Raw genomic sequence first — 24,086 nt, forward strand, 5'->3', positions numbered from 1 at the left:
GCTTTTTCGCCCTTTTTCCTTTCTTGCCACTCCATTTACGCGCCGTATGGTCACCGACGACGACACCTCCAAAACCCCTCGCAACGACAGCCTGATTGGCAACCTAACCGGCTACCTCGACACCCGCATCGACCTGGTCCGCCTCGAAATCCAGCAGAAAGTTTCCGCGGCCCTCGTGGGCACCATCCACGGCGCCATGCTGGCCGTGCTGGGCATCTTCTTTCTGATTTTTCTGAGCGTATTTGCCGGGCTGGCGCTTAATGACGCCCTCGACAGCCACTTCTGGGGCTTTGGCGTCGTGGCCGGCTTCTACCTGGTGCTGCTGGTGCTGGTGCTGGTGGGCGTAGACAAAGCCGCCTTCCAGGGCCTCGCCAACAAGGTGATGAAAGACACCATTTACAAATCCGACAAACGCCAAGCCTAGCCTGCCATGAGTGACCTGCAAAACCCTTTGTTTGAAGAGGAAAAAGAATTTCTCGAACGCAAAAAACTGGAATACGAGCGCGCCCTGCGCGGCGACGTCGACCACATCAAGGACCAGTCGGTGAAGGTGGGCAAAATTGCCGCCGTGGGCGCGGGCTTGGCGGGCGGCATCTGGCTCATCAGCAAGGCGTTTGGCGGCAAGAAGAAAAAGAAGCACAACCCCTACGTCGAGGAAGAGGACGACCACGACTACAACGGCGCGGCGGGCCACGGCTATGCCAATGGATTCGACACCCACGAGTTCGACCGCGACGGCGAGGATTTCGATGCCGACGACGAAAACGGCCGCGGCTACTACACCGCCGGCAACGGCCAGCGCTACAAGAGCAAGTTCTACCGCAAGTCGGCCGCCGACTCGGCCCGCGCCTTTGCCGAGCACGACGAGCGCGAGCACGGCCGCGAAGCCGACGACCTGGGCTTCGGCGCCCGGCCGTCGGCCGACGAGCACCAGCCCACCGCCCGCCATCAGCCCTCGCCCTACGACACCGAGGAGTTTGAGGACGACCCCTTCCAGGACCTGCCGTACGACGACAGCCGCCGCCTGCCCGCTTCGCACGCCTTTGACGACGAGGGCGGCAACGCGCCCGCACCGCGCCAATCCAACGGCCGGTCCAAGTTCGTGGGCGAGGTGTTGCAGTCCTTCCTGAAGTCGGACACCGGCAAGGTGTTGGTGGGCCAGGTGGCCGCCGTGGCCCTGGCGTTGGTGACGAAAAAGGTGAGCGAGTTTTTCCCGGCCGCCAAAAATTCGGACGCTAGTTCCGACCTTGCGACTTCGGCGGGCTACGCGCCCGTTGAAACCGGGTTTGCGCCCGTCGCCTCGTCAGTTTCCCTAGATTCCCCGGATGCGTCCACCCACTCCCAGTCTGTATGATGCGTTGCGGACCCGTCAGCAACACGGCCGTAAAGCGCTGGCCGTGCTGCTCGACCCCGATAACTTAGACGAAACCAGCCTGTTGCACCTGCTCCGCCTGAGCGAAGTGCACCCGGTCGATTATTTTTTCGTGGGGGGCAGTTTGGTGCTGAGCGAGCACCAGGCTGCCCTCATTGCGTTGATAAAGGAGCATTCCAGCGTGCCCGTGCTGCTTTTTCCCAGCCACAGCCTGCACCTTGACGGCCCGGCCGACGGCGTGCTCCTGCTCTCGCTGATATCGGGCCGCAACCCGGATTTTCTCATCGGCCAGCACGTGGTGGCCGCGCCGCGCCTGCGGGCCAGCGGCCTGCAGCTGCTGCCCACCGGCTACATGCTAGTCGACTCGGGCCGCCAAACCACGGCTTCGTACATGAGCGGCACCACGCCCTTGCCGCACAACAAGCCCGGCATTGCGGCTTGCACCGCCCTGGCCGGCGAGCAGTTGGGCCTGAAGCTGATGTACCTCGACGGCGGCAGCGGTGCCCTAAATCCCGTGTCGGCCGTTATGATTGCGGCCGTGCGCGAGGCCGTGAGCACGCCCATCATCGTGGGCGGTGGGCTGAACACCGGTGAAAAGGTCTACGCCGCGCTGTCCGCCGGGGCCGACGTGGTGGTGGTGGGCAACCACATCGAGGCCAACCCGGAATTTTTAGGCGAAGTGGCTGGTGTGGTGGCCTCATTTAATCAAGTGGCCCAGCCGGCGCGGTAAGCGTAGCTTGTGCGGGCGGCTTTTTGCCACAGCATGATTGGGATGCCGGGCGTAGTTTTGGCTGTTCAACACTCCTTGATTCCATGCCCGCCCAAGCTCTTCAACAACGCAAAGTGCTGGTGCTTGGGGCCGGCATCGGGGGGCTGAGCGCCAGCATTCGGCTGGCCAAGCTGGGCTACCGGGTGCAGGTGCTGGAAGCGCGGGCGAGCGGGGGCGGGCTGGCTTCGGGCGTGCAGGCGGGTGGGTTTGCGTTCGATGCGGGGCCCTATATCTTGCTGGATAAGCCCGGGCTGGACTGGGCCTTGCAGCAGTTGGGGCTTTCGGCCGAAGCGCTGGATTTGACCCCGATTGAGTCGGTGTACCACGTGCTGCACGAAGACGGTCGCACCACCAGCTTCGACCGGAGCCTGGACGCCACGGCGGCCCGGTTTGAGGCCGCGCATGCCGGCAGCGGCGCCCGGTACAAAGACCTGGTGAAGCACACCTTTGCCGTGCACCAGAACCTAAAGCCGCTCACGTTCAAAACGCACCCCAGCGTGCTGGACGTGCTGCGCAACGGCTCGTTGCGCTACGTGCCGTTTCTGCTCAGCTCGCTCGATGCGGTGCTGCAACGGTCGGGGCTGCCCGAGTTCGTGCGCAAAGGCATCAGCATCTGGACGCACGTGGCCGGGCAGCCGGTGGCGCAGGCGCCCAGCCCCATGGCGTTTGTGCCCGGCTTGTTTCACCACATCGGCGCCTATTATCCCAAAGCCGGGATGGGTGCAGTGGCCACGCTGCTGGAAAAAGCCGCCCTGGCGGCGGGCGTCGACATTCGGTACGATACCAAAGTGGCGCGCATCTGCACTGCGCAGCAGCAAGTGACAGGCGTGCAAACCGCCGCGGGCGAGTTCATTCCGGCCGGAGTGGTGGTTTCCAACGCCAACGGCATCGGCACCTACACGGAGCTGGTGGAAAATATGGTCCCGGCCGCCAAAGCCAAGTTGCAGCAGTTGCCGCTGCAGTCGCCGGGCGTGTGCGTCTACCTGGCGGTGCAAGGCCAAAACCCGCCGTATTACATCCGCTTCAAGCTGGACGGCGTGGGCTGCGTGGCGTTTGTGCAGCCGGGCCTGCTGGCGCCCCACCTGGCGCAGGATGGCTGGTACCCGGCCCGCCTCATTGCCCCGCTCGACCACGCCACGGCCGCCGCCCTGGGCGAGGCCGGCCAGCACGAGTTGATGGACCGGCTGCTGGCTGACCCTTGGTGGCAGCAGAATCTGGGCGGCTACCGCGTGCTGCACAAGCGCACCACCTTCGAGTGGGGCCGCGACTACACGCTTTACCGCGACAGCATGAACCCGGTGATGACGTCCCGCTTCATGCGGCAGGGCCGTATTGCCCACCGCAGCCCGCACGTGCGCGGCCTCTACCTGGCCGGCAGCTCCACGCACCCCGGGCAGTGGGTGAGCTTTTGCGCCATTTCGGGCGTGCTGGCGGCCGACTGCCTGGCCCACGATTTTCCCGCCCATGCTTGACACCACTGTTGAGCTGCACCAGGGCCGGCGGGTGCGCGTGGCGCGCCTGGGCCAGGGCGAGGCCGTGGTGCTGCTGCACGGCTACCCCGAAAACCTGCAGGTATTCAGCCAGCTGGCGCCTGCGCTGGCCCGGCAGCGGCAGGTCATTGCCTTCGACTGGCCCGGCATGGGCTACAGCGAGGCCTGGCCGGGCGGCGCCACGCCGCTCCTCATGGCGCAACGTCTGCGGCAATTGGTCGACGACTGGCAGCTGGACAAAATTCACCTCGTGGGCCAGGACATGGGCGGGCAGCCCGCGTTGGTGTTTGCGGCCCTCTACCCGGAGCGGGTGCACAGCCTGGTGGTGATGAACTCGCTGGTGAGCAACGAGGCGGAAACGTCCTGGGAAATCACCTGGCTGCGCCTTTTCAAGCTGAACCAGCTGCTGTTGCAGCGCTTCCCGCGGCTGATTTTCTGGCGGGCGCTGCACACCTTTTTGCCGCGTGTGCGGGCCTTGGAAAAGGCCGTGTATCAGGATTTGTGGCAGGCATTCCGGCAGGCCCGGGTGCGGAAATTCATCGTGCGCATGTGCGCCGGCTACGAAGCCCAACTGCCGCGCCTGCCCGAGTGGTACTGGCAGGTGCAGTGCCCTACCCTCATTTTGTGGGCCGGGCGGGCGAAGCATTTTCCCCTGGCCCACGCCACGTACTTGCAAACCCAGATTCCGCAGGCGCAGCTGGTGGTCATTGAGGAAGCCACGCACTGGATGGCCGTGGCCCAGCCGGCAGAAGTGGCTGGCCACATCGGGGCGTTTTACCAAAGCTTCAGTAGTTCAGCGAGTACACCTGGGCAAACTGCTGCTCCAGCAGCCGCTCCGGCGCAGCCCGGATGAGGGCATTGCGCGCGGCGCCGGCCGCGCCGGTCCAGTAGCCCACGCGGCCCAGCAGGCGCGACAGGCGCACAATTTGCGTGGCCTTGGGGCGGCGCAGGCGCTGCAGGGCCGCAAAGGCGCGTTCGGGCGTGGGCTCCTGGTGCAGGCACTGGGCCAGGGCGTAGGCGTCTTCCACAGCCTGGCAGCCGCCCTGGCCCATGTAGGGCGTGGCGGCGTGGGCGGCATCGCCAATCAGGCACACCTTGCCACGGCTCCAGCTCGGGATGGGGTCGAAATCGGTGATGTCGTTGTGGATGATGCGCGCTTCTTCGGCTGCTGCCAGGATGGCCGGCACGGGGTCAGCAAAATCCTGAAAAACGGCTTGCAGGCGGGCTTTCAAGTCGTGGCGCGAGGCAATGCTGCCGGCCTTCACGACCACAAACCAGTCCACCACCCCGTCGGCTACTTCCGAAAAGCCGAACCGCAAGCCCTGCGCCCAGGCTTCCATGATAGACTGCTTGAAGGCCGGGGCCAGCTGCATTTCGGACATGCCCCGCCACACCTCGTGCCCCGTGCCCGCAAAGCGCACCTGCGGAAACAGCTGGCCGCGCACGGGCGAGTGCACCCCATCGGCCGCCACCACAAAGCCTGCGCTGCTGCTGCTGCCGTCGGCAAACTGCACGGCCACGCCGTCGGGCGCATCGGTGAGCGAGGTGAACGCTTTGCCCAGCAGCACGTTTGCCGGGTCGATTTCGGCCAGCAGCAAGGCCTGCAGCCGGGCGCGCTTGATGGCCGTGGTGGTGAAGCCGAATTGTTGGCGAACCCGCGCCTGATTGGTGCGCATGATGGGCCGCAACTGCCCGTCAACTATTTGAATGTTGCGCAGCGGCACCCCGGCGGCGTTTATTTTCTCGGCCAGGCCCAGGCGCTGAAACACTTGCATGGCGTTGGGCGCCATCCAGATGCCGGCGCCCAGGGGCAGTATCCGGGGCGCGGCCTCGCACACCTTCACCGCTATGCCGCGCTGCTGCAGCGCCACCGCCGCCGTGAGCCCGGCAATGCCGCCGCCAATGATAAGCCCGGTCACGTCCTGCATGCCCGCGAAGGAACGACGCAAAAGCCGGGGCACAAAAAATGGGAAGCCGCTTCTGCCGGGGGCGAAGCAACTTCCCAAGTATGCTGGAGCCGATTATTGGACTCGAACCAACGACCTGCTCATTACGAATGAGCTGCTCTACCAACTGAGCTAAATCGGCTTGTGCCCGACCAACGGTTTTGGAAGGGGCTGCAAAGATAGGCACCGCGCCGGAAGCGGCGCAACCGTCGGCTCAGAAAAATTTAGAAACCCCGCGGCCGGGGCCGCGTTTGAAAAGCAGCTTTCCCCTGCGCTCATGAAACCACTCCGCTCCCTCGCCGCCGGCTTTGCCGGCGCCCTCGCCCTCACCGCCCTACACGAAACCGTGCGCCGCCTACGCCCCGACGACGCCCCGCGCATGGACGTGCTGGGCATGCGCGGCCTGCGCAAGCTGTTGCGCAAAGCCAACGCCCCGCAACCCGACGACGACACGCTTTTTGACATCACCATGGCCGGCGACGTGCTCAGCAACGGCCTCTACTACAGCCTGGTGGGCAGCGGCAGGCACGCCCTGCGGCGCGGGCTGCTGCTGGGCGTGGCAGCGGGCGCCGGCGGGGTGCTGCTGCCCGGGCCGCTGGGCCTGGGCGAGGCGCCCAGCAACCGCACGCCCCAGACGCAGGCCATGACCGTGGCTTGGTACACGGTGGGCGGCCTGGTGGCCGGCGCCGTGGCCCGGGCCCTGCGGAAACGTTAGCCGAGGGCGCGGCGTTGGGGTAAAGCAAAGCCGGCGTTCGGGCGTCAACCAGCGGTGACCGTACTTTGCAATGGCGTTATCTCATCCAGCTTTTATGCGCTTCTGGCTCATTCTCATTGTCATTTTTTTCGCGGTGCGCTACGTGCTGCCCATCGTGCTGCGCCTGGCATTGGGCAGCTTTGTGCGGAAGCAGATGCGCAACGGCGGCTTCGTGGTGCCGCCCCAGCAGCCGGCGCGCCCGGAGCAGCGGCCCGGCCAGATACACGTGGACTACGTGCCGCCCACGGGGGGGCGGCAAAAGCCCAACGAGTTTCAGGGCGGCGAGTACGTTGATTTTGAGGAGGTGAAGTAGGCGCAAATTCGATTTGAAAAGGGCGTCATGCTGAGCTGGTCGAAGCATCTCGCGTGCAACTAGTAATCCAATCTACAGGGTTTACTGCTGCACGCGAGATGCTTCGACCAGCTCAGCATGACGTTCTGTTTTGTATCGTTCGTGCCTTCGCGGGGTTCTGCTGTACCTTCGGGCACGTTTTTGTGTTCCCTCAAATTTGCCCTGATGGCTGCTGTTGCTTCTGCTTCTTCCGTTTCGTCCGCGCCGTGGTGGCAGCGGGCTTTGCCGCACGTGCTGGCGGTGATGTTTTTTGCCCTGCTGGCCTGCGTGTATTTCTCGCCCATCGTGTTCGAGGGCAAGACCCTGGCCCAGCACGACATCACCCAGTTCCAGGGCGGCGCCCACGAGGCCCAGCAGTACGCCAAGACCATGGGCCGGGAAGCCCTGTGGACGAACTCCATGTTTTCGGGCATGCCCACCTACCTCATCAGCCTGCACTTTCCGGGCGACTGGTCGGGCTACCTGCAAAAGGCCCTGACGCTGGGCTTGCCCGCCGTGGTGGCCAACCTGTTTCTGGCCTTGCTGTGCGGCTACATCCTGCTGGTGGCGCTGGGCGTGCGGCCGCTGGTGGCGGTGGCGGGCGCCGTGGCGCTGGGCTTTTCGAGCTACAACCTGGCCATTCTGGCCGCCGGCCACAACACCAAGAGCATGGCCCTGGCCTACGCGCCGCTGGTGCTGGGCGGCATTCTGGTCACGTACCGGCGCGATAAGTGGCTGGGCGCCGCGCTATTTGCCGTGGGCCTCACGCTGAACGTGCACGTCAACCACTTGCAAATCACCTACTACCTGATGCTGCTGGTGGCCATCTTCGGCCTCATCGAGCTGGTGGGGGCCGTGCGCGAAGGCCGCCTGCCCGACTTCCTGAAGCGGACGGCGCTGCTGGCGCTGGGCGCGGCCCTGGCCGTGGGCGTCAGCTTTGGCCGCCTCTACACCACGGCCGAATACAGCAAATACAGCAACCGCGGCCCCAGCGAGCTGAAAACGCCGGCCCCCACCGCGCCCGGCCAGGCCCCGGCCGCCAGCGCCGAAGACGGCGGCTCGGGCGTCGACCGCGATTACGCTTTTCAGTACAGCTACGGCGTGAGCGAAACCATTACCCTGCTGATTCCCAACTTCTACGGCGGGGCCAGCGCCATGCCGCTGGGCACCGATTCCAACCTGGGCCGCGCCGGCTTGCCGGCCGAGTACCTGGGTTCGATGCCGACGTATTGGGGGCAGCAGAGCTACACGGCCGGGCCAGTGTACATGGGTGCGGTGGTGTGCTTTTTGTTCATTCTGGGCCTTTTTGTGGTGGAGAAGCGCACGCGCTACTGGTTGCTGGCCGGCACGGTGCTGTCCATTCTGCTGGCCTGGGGCAAGAATTTTGAGACCTTTAACTACCTGATATTCGACCTGCTGCCGGGTTACAACAAGTTCCGGGCCGTGAGCATGGCGCTGGTGATTGCGCAGCTGGCCATGCCCATTCTGGGGGCGCTGGCGCTAAGCCGGGTGCTGCGGCCGCGGGCGGTGGCGCCGACCTCACCCGTGCTGCCTGGTACCGCCGCCACCGTGGCGCCCGAAGCGGCCGCGCTGCTGTCCAAGGTGCTGTACGCCGGCGCCATCACGGCCGGCCTCTGCGTGCTGGCGTATCTGGCCAGCTTTTCGTTCGACTTCGCCGCGCCCATTGATGGCGAGCTGACCAAGCAGGGCTTTACGCCGCAACTGCTCACGGCCCTGCGCGCCGACCGCGCCGACCTGCTGCGCAACGACGTGTGGCGCGGGCTGCTCTTCATTGGGGCGGCGCTGGGCGTGCTGTATTTCTACCTGAAGGGTAAACTGGCGATGATGCCGGCGGCTTTGGTGATGGTAGCCCTGGTACTGCTCGACCTGTGGGGCGTGGACAAGCGCTACCTCGGCGAGAACAAGTTTCAGCGCGAAACCATTGCCGAAGAGTTTCAGCCCACCCCGGCCGACCAGTACATTCTGCGCGACGCCGACCTGAGCTACCGCGTGCTCAACCTGCAAAATCCCTTCAACGAAGCCCAGACCTCGTACTTCCACAAGAGCATCGGGGGCTACCACGGTGCCAAGCTGCGCCGCTACCAGGACCTGATTGAGCGCCAGATTTCCAACAACAACCAGCAGGTGCTCAACATGCTGAACATGCGCTACCTCATCACCGGCGACCAGAAGCAGCCGGTGCAGCGCAACCCCGGCGCCCTGGGCAACGCCTGGTTTGTGAGCAGCGTGCGCCCCGTGGCCAGCCCCGACGAGGAAATGGCCGCCCTCAGCACCCTGAGCCCCGCCACCGAAGCCGTGGTGGACGCCAGCAAATTCCCGCAGCAAAAAGCCGCTACTTACGACATCACCGGCTCCACCATCGCCCTCACCAACTACAGCCCCGACGAGCTGAAATACCGCTACAACGCCACCCACGACGGCGTGGTGGTGTTCTCGGAAATTTACTACGCCGACGGCTGGCAGGCCTTCATCGACGGCAAGCCCGCGCCGCACTTCCGCGTCGACTACGTGCTGCGTGCCCTGCAGGTGCCAGCCGGCAACCACACCATTGAGTTCAAATTCGAGCCCAAATCTTACTCGGTGGGCAATGCCGTGTCGCTGGTGTCGAGCATTGCCTTGCTGCTGGCGCTGGTGGGCGCGGGCGTGTACATGGGCCGCCGCAAAACCGGCCCCGCCGAGGGCGCCTACGCCGCGCCCATTGCCTAGGGCTTGAGCGCAAGGGTTAGGAGCAAGCACACAATAGAACAGAACGGTCATGCTGAGCGCAGCGAAGCATCTTTACCGCAGCAGTAAACCTACTTACTTGCGCGGTAGAGATGCTTCGCTGCGCTCAGCATGACCGTTCTGTTCCTAAGGATACAATGGCAATGAGCGAGTTTTTGCAGGAAATTTCCGAACCTGTTGCCGCTGCCCGCGGCGTGCGCCTGCTGCTGTGGCGCGACGACTTGGTGCACCCCGCCCTGCCCGGCAACAAGGCCCGCAAGCTCAAATACAACCTGGTGGCGGCCCGCGAGCAAGGCCACCACACGCTGCTGACGTTCGGGGGCGCCTACTCCAACCACCTGGCGGCCTTGGCCACGGCGGGCCGCTTGTTCGGGCTGCGCACCATTGGCCTGGTGCGGGGCGATGCACCGGACGCCAGCGGCTTGGCCCAGCTCAACCCCACGCTGGCCCGGGCCGCAGCCGACGGCATGGAGCTGCACTACCTCGACCGCAGCACTTACCGCCGCCGGGCCGAGCCGGACTTTATTGCCGGGCTGTCGGCCCGTTTCGGCCCGGCCTACGTGCTGCCCGAAGGCGGCACCAACGCGCTGGCCCTGCCCGGCTGCGCGGAACTGGTGACAGAAATCCGGCAGCAAACCGAGTTTGATGCGCTGGCCGTGGCGGTGGGCACGGGCGGCACGCTGGCCGGCCTGCTCACGGGCCTGGCCGGATGGCAACAGGCCATCGGCGTGGCGGCCCTGAAAAACGGCGGCTTTCTACGCGCTGAGATTGACGCGCTGACGCAGCAGGCCAGCGGGCAGATTTTCACGAACTACACCCTGCAAACCGACTACCACTTTGGCGGCTACGCCAGACACTCGGCCGGGCTGCTGGCTTTCATTGAAGAATTTCGGGGGCGGCATGGGGTGCTGTTGGACCCAATTTACACTGGCAAGTTGCTATTTGGCGTACTGGATTTGATTGAACACGGATATTTTGCGCGGGGCAGCACCGTGGTGGCCATTCACACGGGTGGGCTGCAGGCCTGGGCCGGGTGGCAGCAGCGGTTTGGCAAGGGGTAGAAACGCGTATTCGCGTCTCTACCCCTTGCCAAACCGCTGCTCCAACTCCAGCGCGGCCAACACGAATACCGGCGCCAGCACCGGTGCCAGGAAGCGCACGTCCCAGTCATCCACGGTGAGCATGATGGTAGCCGTTTGCAGCAGGAAAATGGACGCCAGAAACACCCGCGCCGGCCGCCAGATTTCGGCTCGGCGGGTGGCCCGGGCTGCCAGCCCGTAGGCCGGCCACAGCACCAACACACCCAGCACCCGATGCGCCAGCGAGTAGTGCGGCTTGAGGTAGCTCACAAACACGAACAGCTTGCCTAGCATTAAGCGGCCCAGGTACAAGGAGTTGTGTGCCGCAAAGTAGAAGACGCGCATGGCCGGGCCGGTGCCGGGCGGCGGCATCTGCAGAGGGGCGGCCTGGTGCACGGCCCAGAGCGGGGAGCGAAAAATAAGCTCGCCCCGCTGGTAGGTGTCCATCAGGTAATAAGTGGCGAGCTGGTGGTTGAGGGCGCGCCACAGCAGCGGCGACAGGAGCACCAGCCCCAGCAGCGCCGCGCGCCAGGCCCGCCGGTTGGGGCGCCGGCGCAGGGCGTCGAGGCCCGCCAGCCCGGCCGCGAGGGCCACCAGGAAACCGTTGGGCCGGGCCAGGGCCGTGAGCGTCAGCAGCAGGAACAGGCCGAGCCAGTCGCGCGGCCGGCCGGTGCGCAGGCGGGTGAAGGCACCGAACGACAGGGCCAACAGGCTGATAAACAGCGACTCGGTGAGTAGGAAAACGTTGAATTGCTGGATGTCGGGCCAGGCGATGAACAGGAAGGTGGCCAGCGCGGCTGCGCCCCAGCGGCCCCCGGCCAGGCGGCGGGTGCCCCGGTACACGGCCCGCGTGGCCAGCGCCGACACCACCAGCTGCCCCGCCACAATGCCCCACCAGCCCAGCCCCAGCCGCAGCCACAAGCTCTCGAACAGCGGGTAGAGCACGTAGCGCAGGTTGTGGCCGGGCTCGAAGTAAAACCGCTCGGCGATGTTGGCGGCGTAGGCGAGGTAGCGGCCGCTGTCGTTGGCGAAATGGGGCCCGCGGAACTGCAGCAGAAACCGCAGCTGCACCAGCACCCACAGCGCCGCCAGCAGCCCCTGGTGCGGCCGGCGCAGGTGTCGGCCCAGCCACTGAAAAAACGAAAACGCGCGCATTGCTCGCAAAGCTAGGCCGTGGCTTGGCCCAACACCGCGCCGCCACAGCCGTACTGTGGCGTATATGAACCTCATCCGTGTGCTCCGCCGCCTGCTGCCGCTCCTGTTTTTGGTGGTGCTGGGCTGGTTTCTCTGGAAAAAAGTGGGCGCCACGCTGGCCGGCCTCAACCCGCTGGCTGCCGAAGAGCCGCGCATCACCGTGACGCACAACACGGTGCTGACGCAGGTGGAAGCCCTGGGCCGGCTGGAGCTGGTGCGCTACCGTTTCAAGGACGTGGTGGAGTACCGGCGCAAGGCCTACCGGTTTTTGCCCGAGTCGAAGGTGGCGCTGGTGGTGGGCGGCGAGGCCGTGGGCTGCATCGACCTGCGCAAGCTTAAGCCCCAGGACGTGGTGCTGGAAGGCGACTCGGTGGTGCGCGTGGCCCTGCCCGCGCCGGAGCTGTGCACCTTCCAGATTAACCACAACCAAAGCCGCGTCTTCAGCACCGAAAACGGCCTTTTTCAGGATGCGCAACTGGTGGACGAGGGCTACAAATACGCCGAAGCCCAGGTGCGCAACGCCGCCCTGCAGTCGGGTATCCTGGCCGAAACCCAGCGCAACGCCGAGCAGATTCTCGTGCCCATGCTGCGCACCCTCACCGGCCGCCGCGTGATACTGGGGCGGCAGTTGGCGCTGCCCAAGGCGGGGCCCAAGCAGTGAGCCCACTCAGCAGCTATATGACCACTGCCGAAGCCTACGATTTGCTGCTGGCCCATGCCGGCGCCTCTCCCGACCCTGACCATCCCAAATTTGCGGGCGGCTTTTTGGGAATGCTCCGGCCTTACCATGCATTGTGTGAGCACAATTTTCACGAAGTCATGCAGGCGTTGCGCACCGTTGCACCGCAATTGCAAGAACCGGCCGTCGACCGCGAGCTTATCAGTGCCTTGTGGGGCATTTGTCACTTCGGCCGCGCCTGGGCTTTGGAAAAGGGCAGCATGCTCCAGCGCAACGACCTGATTACGGAGGCGGATGCTGACCGCCTAGATGAGTGGCTCAGCATCATTTCCTACGCCGTGACCAGCTTGCTGGATGACTCGGGCGCTGAGGAGGCCTTTCAGTCCTATGACTTTTACCTGGCCAACGCACGGGGCTCAGGCCCAGCTCCGAACTAAGTTTACTCCTCGTCCTCCGGCGCTTTGCCCAACTCATCGAGCGCGATTTTTATCAGGTCCTGCTCGTAGCCTTTGCCGGTGAGGTACTGTGAGATTTTCTGGCGGCGCACGCGCGGGTTTTTCTCCTTTTCCTGCCGGTCCTTCTTCTCCATGATGTCGACCAGGTTCTGGTAATACTCCTCGCCGTCAATTTCCTTCAAGCCCGACTTGATGCAATACTCGCTGATGCCTTTTTGCTTGAGCTCCTGCACGATGCGTCGGCGGCCCCACTTCTTCTGGCGGTAGTGGCCGCGCACGAAGGCCTTGGCAAACCGCTCCTCGTCCAGCAGCTTTTCGCGGCCCAGCCGGATGATGATTTCGCCGGCTTCGTCCTCGTCGAGGCCGTAGGAGCGCAGCTTTTGCTCCACCTCTTTCTGGGTGCGCTCCTGGTAGGCGCAGAAGGCGGCAATCTTTTGCAAGGCTTCGCCGGGCGTGTACTGCTTGGGCGCTTTGTCGGGGTTTTTAAACATGGGCAAGGAGCAATAAATAGTCAACGGCTGCGCTGCCGCGCCGGCCGGTCTTGCTTAACACGGCCGGCGGAAGTTCGTTGCCCGCGGCGGCACAATTGAACGGCAATGCGGCCCCGACGGGCAAAGAATATCGGGACTGCTGGTAAAATCCGACGCCCAGGAAGGCGGCGCAAAAGCGAAGCAGCGCTAAATAGCTCTTTTGCTATAATAATCGGTGTTTTTACGTAATTCTCTCAGGGTTTCTACTCAAATGTACTGGGCCGACAGAGCCCTGCCACCGGCGCGGGCGTACTGCTTGAAATTCTTCCACATTCACCCTTTTCACATTTTCTAATATGCACAACCCCAACAACCTTCTGGCAGGCCCCGCCGATGAACCCGGCCGCGGCCTGACCAGCCCGTTGGCCCGGCGCAGCTTTTTGCGCTACTCGGGCGCGGGCCTGGCCATTGGCGGCCTCTGGCTGGCCGGCTGCTCCAAAGATGACGACACCGACGTGAACCCCAACGGCAACTTCATCGACGTGGGCAAAGACGACACCGGCATCCTGAACTACGCCTACGCCCTGGAGCAACTGGAAGCGGCCTTTTACACCCAAGTGGTGGGGTCGTTTTACACGGGCGCTACCGCCACCGAGCAGGCCATTCTCAAGGACATCAAGGACCACGAAATCAGCCACCGCGAGTTTTTCAAGCGGGCCATCACCTCGGGCCGCATCAGCGACAGCCTGCAGCCTGATTTCAGCAACATCGACTTCACGCAGCGCACCACCACCTCGGGCAAACTGGGCGTGCTGCAAGCCGCCATGGCGTTTGAGGACCTGGGCGTGGCCGCCTACAACGGCGCCGGCCGCTTTATCACCAACAACGACTACCTGACGCTGGCTGGTAAAATCGTGTCGGTGGAAGCGCGCCACGCGGCCCTGATTCGGGAGTTGATTAAAACCAACAGTTTCGTGGCCAACGACGTGGTGAACCTGGACACCAGCACCCCAAACAACCTGGGCGGCAGCCCCGCCGTCACGGGCAACCTCAACGGCACGGGCCTGGAACGCTCGAAGCGTCCGGCTGCGGTGCTCACCACGGCTAACACCTTCCTGGCTGCGGGCTCCAAGCTCAGCGCCACCCAATATCCCGCCTAATCCGGCCCATCCTTTTAACGCAGCTTTATCATGGACTTATTTCAAATCATTGACGACATCGCCAAAGTCGACCCCGAAACGCTCGACCGGTTCGATTCGCGTCGGGCGGCCTTCCGCAATTTCCTGGGCTTTGGCAAGAAGGTAACGGCCACGGCCTTGCCCCTGGCCGTGAGCACGTTGTTCACCAAAGCCTACGGCCAAACCGCCGCGCTGCCTGCCGCCGTGGTTGCCACGCTTAATCTGGCCCTGCAGCTCGAATACCTGGAGTATTTTTACTACGACACGGCGCTCAACTCGTCGGGCCTGAACCTGACGGCGGATGAGCGGGGCGCGTTTGAAATCATTCGCAACGACGAGTTGCTGCACATCAATATATTGCGCACCACGCTCGGCTCGGCCGCCATTGCCCCCCTCACCCGCGCCAGCTTCGACTATACCACCTCGCAAAACCTGAGCCGCTCGCCCGTGGCCCCGCTCACCGCGCTGGGCGGCACCACCAGCCCCACCACCGGTCCGTTTACCGACAAAGCCGTGTTCCTGCTGGCGGCCCAGCAGTTCGTGGACACCGGCGTGCGCGCCTACAAAGGCGGCGCCCCGAGCCTGAACACCAGCACCACGAAGGACATTCTGGAGGCGGCCCTCAACATTCATTCCGTGGAAGCCCGGCACTCGTCGCGCATCCGCTCGTTGCGGCGCGGCGGGGTGCAAAGCGCCAACGCTCCCAAAAGCTGGATTACGCCCGACGAAACGCCCAACACGCCCGGCTTGCCCAACAACGGCGTGGCCAATTCTCCCACGACGGTGGGCCCGTACTTGGCCGGCCTGCCAGTTGCCAACTTCCCGGCTGAAGACAACATCACGCAGGCTACCCTCAACGTGCAGACGATTGGCACCCTGGTTTCCGGCACGGCCGGCGCCGAAGCTTTCGACGAGCCGCTGAACGCCGAAACGGTGAAAGGAATTGCCAAAAATTTCGCGGCCAACCCGACGGCTTTGTTCAACTAAGCAGTCTCTGCGGCGGCAATTCGTGCAAAAGGGCGGCCATTGGCCGCCCTTTTTGTTGAGGCAGTAGCTGAATTTAGCTAACCCAAAGGCAACCTCTGCGGCGCGGCTGGCATCACAGGAAGCGGGGCCGTACCTTGGGCGGGCCTATTCTTTCTGCTTCTTGCCGCTGTATGTTTTCGACCCTTCTACGCCTGCTGGTAATTACTTTTTTGCTGGGCGGGTTGCCCGTCCTGAGCCAGGCCGGCGTCATTAAAGGCACGGTGCGCGGGGCCAACGAACAGGGGCTGGCTTTCGCCAACGTGGCCGTGCGCGGCTCGGCCACCAGCACCGGCGCCAACGAGCAGGGCGAGTACCAGCTGCGCCTCGCGGCGGGCCGCTACGAGCTGGTATTTCAGTACGTGGGCTACCGGCCGCACGTGCAGGCCGTGCGCGTGCCCGGCGGCGACTCGCTGCTGGCCGTGAACGTGACCCTGCAGGCCGAAGCCTACAACCTGGGCGAGGTGCTGGTGAAGTCTTCGGACCGCGACCCGGCCTACGCCATCATTCAGCAGGCGCAGCAGTGGCGGGCCTACCACCGCCGCGAGGTGGCCGCCTACCGGGCCCGCATCTACATCAAAGCCCTGGGCCGGATAGACGACACGCCGGCCAAAATCATGGGCTTGTTCAAGCTCGGGCCCGATATCAAGAAAGGCATCTTCTACCTTTCCGAAAGCTTGTCCGATTTCAGCTTTACCCAGCCCAACGTGGTGAAGGAGCGCATGATATCGAGCCGGGTGAGCGGCGACTCGCGCGGCCTGAGCTTCAACCGGGCCAGCGCGGGGCGCAACCTGGGCTTTTATGAGAACCTGATAAAGCCGGCGTTTTCGGAGCGCGGGTTCGTGTCGCCCATCGCGGCCAACGCCATGCTGTTCTACAAGTACGAGTTGGTGGGCAGCACGCCGCAGGGAGGCGCGGTGGTGCACAAAATCCGCGTCATTCCGCGCCGCCGCACCGACCCCGTTTTTTCGGGCTACATCTACATCGTGGACGGCTCCTGGCGCATTCACTCCGTCGATTTGAGCCTGGACCAGGACGCCCAGATTGACTACGTTGACAACCTGACCATCAACCAGCAGTACGCCCCCGCCCCCGGCAACCCCAACGTGTGGCTCATTCAGTCGCAGCAGGTGCGGGCCAGCTTGTCGGGCCTGGGCTTCAAAGGGTCGGGCTACATTACGGCCGTGCTCTCCAACTACGCCAACGTGGTGCCCACCTACCCGGCCCCGCCCGAGCCCAAAGCCGCGCCGCCCGTGGTGGCCGACACCAAACCCGACGCGCCCCTCGGCCAGGAAACCGCCGCCCAAATCCGCAAGTGCAAGCCCGACCTGCGCGGCCTCAACGGCCAGGTGCGCAAGCAGGTGAAGCGCGCCCAGCGCGACTCGCTCAAGAACGACCCCTTCGCCAGCATGGGCCGCGGCGAGGTGCAGCGCATTGAAAAGGGCGTGAACGAGCGCGACTCGGCCTACTGGGACGCCATTCGGCCGGTGCCCCTCACGCTGGAAGAGCAAAGGGACTACCACGTGAAGGACAGCACGGAAGTCATCCGCAACTCGCGTCCCTACCAGGATTCGCTGGACAAAAAGCGCAACGAGTTCGAGCCCATCAACCTGCTGATGGGCGGCTACACGTACCAGAATACCTACAAAAAACAGTCGGTGTCGGTGCTGCCCGTGGCCCAGATTTTCCAGTACAACACCGTGGAAGGGGCCGTGCTCAACGCCCAGGCCGTCTTCAGTCAGCGCACCGACAACCGGCGCTACGTCACGCTCACGCCCACGCTGCGCTACGGCTTCAGCAGCGAGGAACTGAACCCCAGCCTGAGCGCCACCTGGCAGCTGCACCCGGCCAAGCTCAAGCAAATCAGCCTGGTAGCGGGCCGCACCATCGAGAACTTTGACCGGAACTCGCAGCTCACGCCGGCCATCAACACGTTCTACACGCTCTACCTCAACCGCAACTACGCCAAGCTCTACCGCCGCGACGGTGCCGAGCTCACCTATCTCACCGAGCCGGTGAACGGCCTGAACCTGCGGGCCTCGGCCGGCTACTTCGACCGCCACGAGCTGTTCAACACCACCGACCGGCTTATTCACGACGTGCCCGGCCGCGCCTTCACCTCCAACCGCCCGGAGAGCGACGAACTGCCCGACACCGGCTTCGGCCGCAGCCGCATCCTCACGGTGGGTTTGTCGCTGGACTACAAGCCCGGGCAGCGCTACATCAACCGGCCCGACGGCAAGTTCAACCTCGGCTCGAAGTGGCCCACCTTCAACGTGCAGGGCCGGCTGGCCGTGCCCCACGCGCTGGGCGCCGACGTGCGCTACCTGCTGCTACAAGCCGGCGTGCGCGATGCCGTGCCGCTGGGCCTGCTGGGCACCAGTAACTTCCGTGTGAACGTGGGCGGCTTCGTGGGCAAGCAGGAGGGCGTGACCTTCGCCGATTACCGCCACTTTTCCGGCAACCAAACCCTGCTCACCGGCAACTTCAGCGACTTCCAGCTGCTGGACTACTACCGCTTCAGCACCAACAACGCTTACCTCGAAGCCCACTACGACCACCACTTCAACGGCTTCTTCCTCAACTACGTGCCGCTGTTGCGCAAGCTGAAATGGCAGGAAGTGGCCTCGCTCAACTACCTGAAAACGGAGCAGGCCGGCCACTACGTGGAAGTGGGTGTGGGCATCGAGCACATCCTCAAAGTGCTGCGGGTGGACTTCTACACCGCCCTGCAAAGCGGCGAAAAGCTGGGCACGGGCGTCCGGATAGGCATGGGCTTCTAGGCGCGGCCCCGCCGCCGGGTAGTTAAGTTTGCAGTTCCACTCTTTGGCCTCTTTTCCATGTCCGCTACCCCCGCCGCTTTGCTACCCGAAGACGAGCCCGAGCGCCTCCGCAGCCTACGGGCCCACGAGGTGCTGCCCACCCTCATCGAACCCGTGTTTGAGGAGTTTGTGGCCCTCACGGCCCAGGTATTTAGCCTGCCCATTTCCCTCATTGCCGTGGTGGAAGAAGACGACGTGTACTACCCCGCCAACCACGGCATGCCCGGCAACGACCAGCAGCCCCGCGTGGAAGCTTTGTGTTCTACCGCCGTGCAGCAGTCGCGCGCCGTGGTTTACCACGACCTGCTGCTCGAAAGCACCGCCCTCACTCCCGAAGCGGCCCGCGCGGCTAAGGAAAACGAGTTGCGTTTCTACGCCGGGGCCCTGCTGCAACTGCCCAACCAGCCGCCCCTGGGCACCCTGTGTATCATCGACCGCCAGCCCCGCACCCTCAGCGCGGCCGAGCAGCAGCTGCTGGAGCAATTGGCGGCGCTGGTCAGCCAGGCCATTGCCGTGCGCGTCAGCTGCCTCGGCCAGCCCACCGGCGGCCTGGAGCAGTGGGACGCACTGCGAAGCCAGCTGCAGGAAGAGCTGCGCGAACTGACGGCTTTGGTGCGTTACCTCTTCACCCGCCACGGCGTGCAGGTGCCCGTGCCCGCCGAGCTGCTGAGCCAGGTAGCCCGCCGCCTGAACGACATCAAAACGCTGCTCGATGAATACCACCGCGTATAATTAATTCCGTTTGCTGACGGACTCCGTCTCCGTGGCACCGCTGTCAGAACTGGGGTTCCGCTGCATGATAAAGCCCCTGCCCGACCAACATTCGTTGGACTGGGCAGGGGCTTTATCATGCAGCGGGCAAGGCGCTATTTAGCAGCGGCGCGCTTGCGTTCGCGTAGGCGCTTCAGGCCATAGGCGGCGCCGGCGGCCAGCAGCAGCGAGGCGCCGCCATCGAGCGGCACGTCGGTAGCGGCGGGCGTGCCGGGAGCGGGGCCGCCCGTGCTCGGGCCCTGGGCTAACACGGGCGTTAAGGCACCCGCCAGCAGGCATACGCCCGCGGCGGCAATAACCAGGCGGAAAGACGAGGTAATGATTTTCATAATCAGAAGGCTGAAAGACAAATACAGTGAGAGGCGGCGTTGCCAAACCCCGGAAGCATGAGCGCCTCCGGGGCCGGCAACTTAACCGGTTATTCTACCACGAGGCGTTTCACCACGAGGCCGGCAGCGGTGCGGGCCTGCACCGAGTACACGCCCGGCGCCAGCCCGGCCAGGGGCAGGGCCAGGGTTTCGGCCGCGCCGGCGGCTAGGGTGCGGGTAAGCACCGTGCGGCCCAGGTTATCCACCACCGACACGGGCGTGGCCTGCCGGTTGCGCAGGGCCACCGGCAGCAGCAGCGTGGCCGTGGCGTGGGCCGGGTTGGGGTACACCGTGGCCAACTGCGCCAGCTGGGCCGGAGCGGCCGCCAGCACGGTCAGGTTCTGGGTCGTGAACACGACGGCGTAGCGCCCGCCCGTGGCGGCATTGGCCGCCAGGTTCAAACTCACCGCCGGCGTGGCGGCCAAATCGGTGTAGGCATTGGTCAGGGCGTCGCGTAGGTAGGCGTGGTAGCCGGCGGGCAGGTTGGCCAGGTTATCGACGGCCAGCGTGTAGGCGCCCGTGGTAGCGGCGGCCACTTGCAGGGGCAGCACGGCATCGGCCCCGGACAGGGCGGGCAGGCCGTTGATGGCCAGGGCTTCCGGGCCGGCCTCGGTGGCCAGCAGCAGGCCATTGCTGGCCGGCAGGTAGTGGGCGTCGAAACCTGAATCGAAGCCAGCGGTGGCGCCTTGTTCAAAGTACATCACCGTTTGGTTGGCGGCGGTGGCGTTGCGCAGGGTGAGGGCCAGCTGCGGGCGCACATCCACGGCGGTGCGCTGGAAGGGCGTGTTGTCGGGGGCGTCGAGGCGGGCGGCGTTGGTGAAGTTCACGGCGCCGGTCTGGCCGGCGGCCGTCCGCACAAAGAAGCCCTGGGCCACGGGCAGCACGTTGGTGCCGCCGTTGGCGCTCACGCCGTTGTTGTAGCTGGCGTAAGCCCCCGTGTACTGGCCGTTGCTTTTGAACACGTACAAAGCCGGCTCCATGCCCGCGGAGTTGGCCGAAACCACGTCGTAGTTGAGGGCCGACGGGTAGGGGTTGCCCAGGAACTGGTAGCCAGCGGTGGCCTGCGGGCCGCGCGCGAGGCCGGTGCGCGAAATCGCCCCGTTGTTGAGCGTGCCCACGAAATCGACCAGCTGCGAGGCGTTGATGTTCACGGTGTAGCCGGTGCCCACGAGGAGGGGGTCGGTGAGGGCATTGGGCGACTGGAAGCCCTTGTCGAACTCCGGCGACGTGTTGCTCAGGCCCAGGCGCGACTGGTCGTAGGTGAAGACGTTGGGGAAGGTCGGGAAAAGCGGCGGCGTGGGGCTGGTGTTGTAGCCGGAATTCACCACTGGCGTGAAGCCCGCGGTGGCAAAGTCGGCCACCGTGTTGCCGTTCACCGGCGAACTGTAGTGGCGGTAGCCCGGCCCGTTATTCAGGTTAGACGTGATGTAGCGTTGCATCGTGGCGTCGTTGATTACCGCGTTCGTGCCATTGTTTACCACGTAGGCCGTGCCCGTCGGGCCGGAGAGCAGCGTGAGCGTCTGGGCCACGAAGGGCGTGCCCGAGCCCACGGTCAGGTTGCCGTTCAGCACCAGGCCTTGGCGAATGCCCACGGGGCCGGCGGTGTTGGCGTTGGCCGGGCCCACGGTCAGGTTTTGGAAGTTCGAGACCGACGTGCCGCCCAGGGTCTGGATGGCCACGCCGGTCAGCACCACCGCGCCGGTGCCGGCGCCGCCCACAGTGCCGCCGTTGTTGGTGAAGTTGCCGCCCACGCTCAGCGTGCCGCCGTTGGCGGTGGTCAGGCTGGCGCCGGTGGTGAGGGTCACGTTGCGGGCTTGCTGGGCGTTGCCCACCACGGGCTGGTTGGCCGGGGCGCCGGGAATGGTCACGTCGTTGCCGGCCGTGGGCACCTGGGCGGGCGTCCAGTTGGCGGCCGTGCCCCAGTCGGTGCTCACCGAGCCGTTCCAGGTCAGCAGCGAACCCGCCGAGATGAAGGCCGACAAGCCCGACACGTTCGTGCCCTGGCCAATGGGGCCGGCGTTGCTCACCGTGAAGTTGAACGGGCTGCCAAAATCGCCCACGATATACAGGTTGTCGTTGGCACTGGCCGAGGAGGCCGCCGTGGCAATAAAGCCCTGGTTAATCGTCGTGCCCGGCGTGTTGTAGATGTCGAAGTCGCCGCCGGTGGTCGTGCCGGTGCCCGTCACAAAATACACCGGGCCACCTATCACCCCGTTGTTGGGGTCGGTCACCCGCGTGAAGCTCCCGTTCGATGAGTCAAACACGTACTGTGCGGTGGTGTTGGCGCTGCTTTGGTTGTTCGTATAAGCAGTAGCTGAATACGTGCCGGCGGTCCCGTTCAGGTTGGGGTCCATGCTGGCCACGGCGCCGTTGGTGGGGTTGAGGCGGTAGTTCGCGTTGTTGGTGCTCACCACCCGAATGCGGTCCACCGTCGGGTTGAAGTCGAAGCCGACTTGCGAAGTGCCGGGGCCCAGTTCCAGCCGGATGGCCGTGCCCACGGCGGTCAGGCCGCCGCTGGCCAGGTTCACGGTGTACAGTTGGGCGTTGTTCGTGGGGTTGGCCAGGGCAGGGTCGTAGCCCAGGGCATACAACTGCCCATCGGCGGGCCGGAAATCGACGCCCACCACGGTTTGGCCCGCCGTGATGCCGCCCCCAAAATTCACCGCCGAGCGGATGATGCCGGGCGCGTTGGAATCAAAGGAAATCAGGTTGCCCCCGGCCACGGCATACAGCAGCCGGCCGGCCACGGGGGCCGGGCTGGCGGCCACGGTCGACGCCGCCGACAGCGGAATCGAGATGTCGCGCAACACGAGCCCCGCGCCAATCGCGCCCAGGTCGGTAGCCGCCTGGTCGGTGGTAGCCGTGGTGCTGAAAGCGGCCAGGCGATATAGACGGCTGGCAGCCTGTCCATTGGGCACCGCGGTCAGGTACCCGACGTTCGCAGTGCCATCATAATACACGTCAAAATCGTTCTGCGTGCCAATGGCCCCGCCCACGCCGGCGCCGTTCACCCCGGTCAGCGTGCGCGACAGGTCCTGCGTGCCGTTGTTTGGCGGATTCTGGAAGTTGATGAGGCCCAGCGCGTGGTCCAGGGTATACAAGGCGGTAGTGGTGGCACCCACGAAGGAATTGACATAGGCGCCCGTGCCCACCGTGGGGTCAGTGCCCGCATTGGGGTTGCTGGCCGCGTAGGCGATGTTGCCGTCGGGGGCCGCAATGGCGCCGTTGACGGGGTTGAGGCGGTAGTTGCGGTCGTTGGTGCTCACCACCCGGATGCGGTCCACCGTCGGGTTGAAGTCAAACCCGATGCTGTTGGTGGCGTCGCCCAGGTCCAAGGCAATGGCGCTGCTGCCCGGCACCTGCGTGGCCACGCCCGTCGTCCGGTCGATGGTGTACAGGTTGGCGCTGGGCGAGCCCGCGGCGGCCGTAAAGTCATAGCCCAGGCCAAACAGCTGGCCGGTGTTGGGCCGGAAATCGGTGCCCACCAGCGTTTGGCCCGCGGCCAGGCCCGTGACGGGCGCCGTGCTGCGGATGATGGACGGGTTGTTGGTGTCGAAGCTCACCAACACGCCCTGCGACGTGACGCCGAAGGCCAGCTGGCCCGTGAGGGCGGCGGCCGGCGCGGCGGCAATGTCGCGGATTTCAAACGGCGTGCCGGCTGGCACAGTGTTGCCGCGCCGCGTGGCCGCGCCCGTGCTCAGGTCCAGCGAGTAGAAATTGGTGCCGCCGGAGTTGTTCACTTCCGTCAGAAACGCCTGGTTCTGCTGCGTGTCGGGGTTGTAATAAATGTCGAGGTCGATGGCGCGCACCACACTGGTGGGAAAGCCATTGAACATTACCGGCAGCTGCGCCGTCAGGGTTCCGCTGTTCGGCGGATTTTGAATGGACAGGATGTTAGTGTTGCCGCCGGGACCGGCGATGAGGTTCAGTTCATCATAGTCGTAGAGCGTGGTGGCGGTGGAGCCCAAAAACGAGTTGGTGTAGGCCACCGACCCCACGCCGGGGTTGGCCGGGCTGCCGCCCGCGTAGTTCAGGGCCCCATCGGTGCCCGCCAGCGTGCCGTCGACGGGGTTCAGCCGTACGTCCGCGTCGTTGGTGCTCACCACCCGGATGCGGTCCACCGTCGGGTTGAAGTCGAAGCCAATGCGGTCAGTGGCTGTGCCCAGGTTCAGGGTAATGGCGGCGCCCACGGGCGTGGCCACGCTCGTGGCCGGGCTGAGGGTGTAAACCTGCACCGTGGTGGTGGCCGCGTTGTAGCCCAAGGCGTACAGCTGCCCGCCATTGGGGCGGAAATCGATGCCCACCAGCGTCTGGCCCGCCGTCACGCCCGAGATGGGCGTATTGATGAAGGGCGCAAAGCCGGTGCCCGCGTCGATGGTCACCAGTCCCTGCTGGCCATTTGTGAACGGACCCACGCTAGCCGTGAGCGTGCCCAAGCCATACACGGTCTGGGCTTGCGCGTCGGCCGCTCCCAGGAGCAGGGTCAGGCCCGCAGCGGTACCCAATAAACGACGAAACCGCCGGCGCGCTGCCAGCGGTGAAAGTAGGTGTTTGGACATGAAGTAAGGGGTAAGAATGGAACGATAGGAAAAGCAGCAACGCGGCCAATGACATCAGCCCGCTTCTTCCATACGTTGCCT

The 24,086-nt window shown here is 64.9% G+C and carries 20 protein-coding genes and 1 tRNA gene; 15 read left to right on the forward strand and 6 right to left on the reverse strand.

Going from position 1 to position 24,086, the window contains the following annotated elements:
* The first annotated feature begins 46 nt into the window (after positions 1-46).
* From I2H31_RS10190 to I2H31_RS10210, 5 genes are all read left to right on the forward strand, one after another.
* Positions 47-424 carry a phage holin family protein gene (locus I2H31_RS10190; RefSeq protein ID WP_196292935.1) on the forward strand — a complete coding sequence of 126 codons (378 nt, stop codon included), beginning with the start codon at positions 47-49 and terminating at the stop codon, positions 422-424.
* A gap of 6 nt (positions 425-430) precedes the next feature.
* Positions 431-1,354 carry a hypothetical protein gene (locus I2H31_RS10195; protein WP_196292936.1) on the forward strand — a complete coding sequence of 308 codons (924 nt, stop codon included), beginning with the start codon at positions 431-433 and terminating at the stop codon, positions 1,352-1,354.
* A complete protein-coding gene (locus I2H31_RS10200) occupies positions 1,326-2,102 on the forward strand; it encodes a geranylgeranylglyceryl/heptaprenylglyceryl phosphate synthase (protein WP_196292937.1) in 777 nt (258 codons plus the stop codon). Before I2H31_RS10195 ends, I2H31_RS10200 begins: the two co-directional genes overlap by 29 nt.
* Before the next feature lie 83 nt (positions 2,103-2,185).
* Positions 2,186-3,613 (forward strand): phytoene desaturase family protein, encoded by a 1,428-nt coding sequence (locus I2H31_RS10205; RefSeq protein WP_196292938.1) that lies wholly within the window; start codon positions 2,186-2,188, stop codon positions 3,611-3,613.
* Positions 3,606-4,484, forward strand: a complete 879-nt coding sequence (locus I2H31_RS10210; protein ID WP_196292939.1) for an alpha/beta fold hydrolase — start codon at positions 3,606-3,608, stop codon at positions 4,482-4,484. The genes I2H31_RS10205 and I2H31_RS10210 overlap by 8 nt, the downstream gene beginning before the upstream one ends.
* On the opposite strand, the gene I2H31_RS10215 is transcribed toward I2H31_RS10210, so the two are convergent.
* Together I2H31_RS10215 and I2H31_RS10220 are read right to left on the reverse strand one after the other, a co-directional pair.
* Positions 4,417-5,580, reverse strand: a complete 1,164-nt coding sequence (locus I2H31_RS10215) for an FAD-dependent monooxygenase (RefSeq protein WP_196292940.1) — start codon at positions 5,578-5,580, stop codon at positions 4,417-4,419. The two genes, I2H31_RS10210 and I2H31_RS10215, sit on opposite strands and share 68 nt — an antisense overlap.
* Before the next feature lie 63 nt (positions 5,581-5,643).
* A tRNA-Thr gene (locus I2H31_RS10220) sits at positions 5,644-5,719 on the reverse strand.
* A gap of 135 nt (positions 5,720-5,854) precedes the next feature.
* On the opposite strand from I2H31_RS10220, the gene I2H31_RS10225 reads away from it, so the two are divergent.
* From I2H31_RS10225 to I2H31_RS10240, 4 genes are all read left to right on the forward strand, one after another.
* Positions 5,855-6,292: a hypothetical protein gene (locus I2H31_RS10225; RefSeq protein WP_196292941.1), complete on the forward strand. Its 438-nt coding sequence runs from the start codon at positions 5,855-5,857 to the stop codon at positions 6,290-6,292.
* Between the two features lie 94 nt (positions 6,293-6,386).
* Entirely contained in the window at positions 6,387-6,644 is a 258-nt protein-coding gene (locus tag I2H31_RS10230) for a DUF4834 family protein (RefSeq protein WP_196292942.1), read from the forward strand.
* A 204-nt stretch (positions 6,645-6,848) separates the two neighbouring features.
* Positions 6,849-9,389: a YfhO family protein gene (locus tag I2H31_RS10235; RefSeq protein WP_196292943.1), complete on the forward strand. Its 2,541-nt coding sequence runs from the start codon at positions 6,849-6,851 to the stop codon at positions 9,387-9,389.
* 161 nt (positions 9,390-9,550) lie between these two features.
* Positions 9,551-10,468, forward strand: a complete 918-nt coding sequence (locus I2H31_RS10240; RefSeq protein WP_196292944.1) for a 1-aminocyclopropane-1-carboxylate deaminase/D-cysteine desulfhydrase — start codon at positions 9,551-9,553, stop codon at positions 10,466-10,468.
* A gap of 18 nt (positions 10,469-10,486) precedes the next feature.
* Here I2H31_RS10240 and I2H31_RS10245 read toward each other — a convergent pair whose 3' ends face one another.
* Positions 10,487-11,641, reverse strand: a complete 1,155-nt coding sequence (locus I2H31_RS10245; RefSeq protein ID WP_196292945.1) for a glycosyltransferase family 39 protein — start codon at positions 11,639-11,641, stop codon at positions 10,487-10,489.
* A gap of 64 nt (positions 11,642-11,705) precedes the next feature.
* Between I2H31_RS10245 and I2H31_RS10250 the strand changes: the two genes are divergently transcribed.
* Both I2H31_RS10250 and I2H31_RS10255 read left to right on the forward strand, forming a co-directional pair.
* Positions 11,706-12,341 (forward strand): DUF4230 domain-containing protein, encoded by a 636-nt coding sequence (locus I2H31_RS10250; RefSeq protein WP_196292946.1) that lies wholly within the window; start codon positions 11,706-11,708, stop codon positions 12,339-12,341.
* 17 nt (positions 12,342-12,358) lie between these two features.
* The gene (locus I2H31_RS10255) at positions 12,359-12,796 is read left to right on the forward strand and encodes a hypothetical protein (RefSeq protein ID WP_196292947.1); all 438 of its coding nucleotides are present in this window, start codon (positions 12,359-12,361) and stop codon (positions 12,794-12,796) included.
* A gap of 2 nt (positions 12,797-12,798) precedes the next feature.
* On the opposite strand, the gene I2H31_RS10260 is transcribed toward I2H31_RS10255, so the two are convergent.
* Positions 12,799-13,305 (reverse strand): regulatory protein RecX, encoded by a 507-nt coding sequence (locus I2H31_RS10260; protein ID WP_196292948.1) that lies wholly within the window; start codon positions 13,303-13,305, stop codon positions 12,799-12,801.
* 335 nt (positions 13,306-13,640) lie between these two features.
* Here I2H31_RS10260 and I2H31_RS10265 point away from each other — a divergent pair, with 335 nt between their 5' ends.
* The 4 genes from I2H31_RS10265 to I2H31_RS10280 all read left to right on the forward strand — a co-directional run bounded on the left by I2H31_RS10265 (position 13,641) and on the right by I2H31_RS10280 (position 19,039).
* Positions 13,641-14,444: a ferritin-like domain-containing protein gene (locus I2H31_RS10265; RefSeq protein WP_196292949.1), complete on the forward strand. Its 804-nt coding sequence runs from the start codon at positions 13,641-13,643 to the stop codon at positions 14,442-14,444.
* 30 nt (positions 14,445-14,474) lie between these two features.
* The gene (locus I2H31_RS10270; protein ID WP_196292950.1) at positions 14,475-15,449 is read left to right on the forward strand and encodes a ferritin-like domain-containing protein; all 975 of its coding nucleotides are present in this window, start codon (positions 14,475-14,477) and stop codon (positions 15,447-15,449) included.
* A gap of 170 nt (positions 15,450-15,619) precedes the next feature.
* A complete protein-coding gene (locus I2H31_RS10275; protein WP_196292951.1) occupies positions 15,620-18,268 on the forward strand; it encodes a DUF5686 and carboxypeptidase regulatory-like domain-containing protein in 2,649 nt (882 codons plus the stop codon).
* A gap of 57 nt (positions 18,269-18,325) precedes the next feature.
* Complete coding sequence (locus tag I2H31_RS10280) at positions 18,326-19,039, forward strand: GAF domain-containing protein (RefSeq protein WP_196292952.1); 714 nt, start codon at positions 18,326-18,328, stop codon at positions 19,037-19,039.
* Positions 19,040-19,173: 134 nt separating this feature from the next.
* Here I2H31_RS10280 and I2H31_RS10285 read toward each other — a convergent pair whose 3' ends face one another.
* Together I2H31_RS10285 and I2H31_RS10290 are read right to left on the reverse strand one after the other, a co-directional pair.
* The gene (locus tag I2H31_RS10285) at positions 19,174-19,407 is read right to left on the reverse strand and encodes a PID-CTERM protein-sorting domain-containing protein (protein ID WP_196292953.1); all 234 of its coding nucleotides are present in this window, start codon (positions 19,405-19,407) and stop codon (positions 19,174-19,176) included.
* 89 nt (positions 19,408-19,496) lie between these two features.
* Positions 19,497-24,005 carry a DUF4394 domain-containing protein gene (locus I2H31_RS10290; RefSeq protein WP_196292954.1) on the reverse strand — a complete coding sequence of 1,503 codons (4,509 nt, stop codon included), beginning with the start codon at positions 24,003-24,005 and terminating at the stop codon, positions 19,497-19,499.
* Positions 24,006-24,086 lie beyond the last annotated feature (81 nt).

It is taken from the genome of Hymenobacter ruricola (assembly GCF_015694525.1).
In the GTDB taxonomy this organism is placed as follows: Bacteria; Bacteroidota; Bacteroidia; order Cytophagales; family Hymenobacteraceae; genus Hymenobacter; species Hymenobacter ruricola.